1 protein-coding gene is annotated in these 515 nt (G+C 33.4%); it reads left to right on the forward strand.

All coding sequences use genetic code 11. The features are described 5' to 3' along the window. On the forward strand, positions 1 to 515 hold a 515-nt coding region (rplD, locus tag FUA24_RS10705), incomplete at both ends, for a 50S ribosomal protein L4 (protein ID WP_148542184.1).

The raw sequence follows: 515 nt of genomic DNA on the forward strand, positions 1-515 counted from the left end.
ACAGCAGAGCTTTCTAAGGATGTGTTTGCTATTGAGCCAAATGATCATGCTGTATATTTAGACGTTAAGCAATACTTAGCTAACCAACGTCAAGGTACTCACAAATCTAAAGAAAGAAGTGAGATTGCTGGAAGTACACGTAAGATAAAAAAGCAAAAAGGAACTGGTACAGCCAGAGCTGGTAGTATAAAATCTGGAGTTTTTAAAGGTGGTGGTCGCATGTTCGGTCCAAGACCAAGAAACTACAGTTTTAAATTAAATAAAAACTTAAAGCGTTTAGCACGTAAATCTGCATTAAGTATTAAAGCCAATGAGAAAGCTATAACAGTTTTAGAAGACTTCAATTTTGAAGCTCCAAAAACTAAAAACTTTACAGCTGTTTTAAAGGCATTAAGCTTAGAAAACAAAAAATCATTGTTTGTGTTGGGTGGGTCAAATAATAACGTATATTTGTCATCGCGTAATTTAAAAGGTTCTGAAGTTATAACTAATTCAGAATTAAGCACTTATAAGAT

The organism is Seonamhaeicola marinus (genome assembly GCF_008085455.1).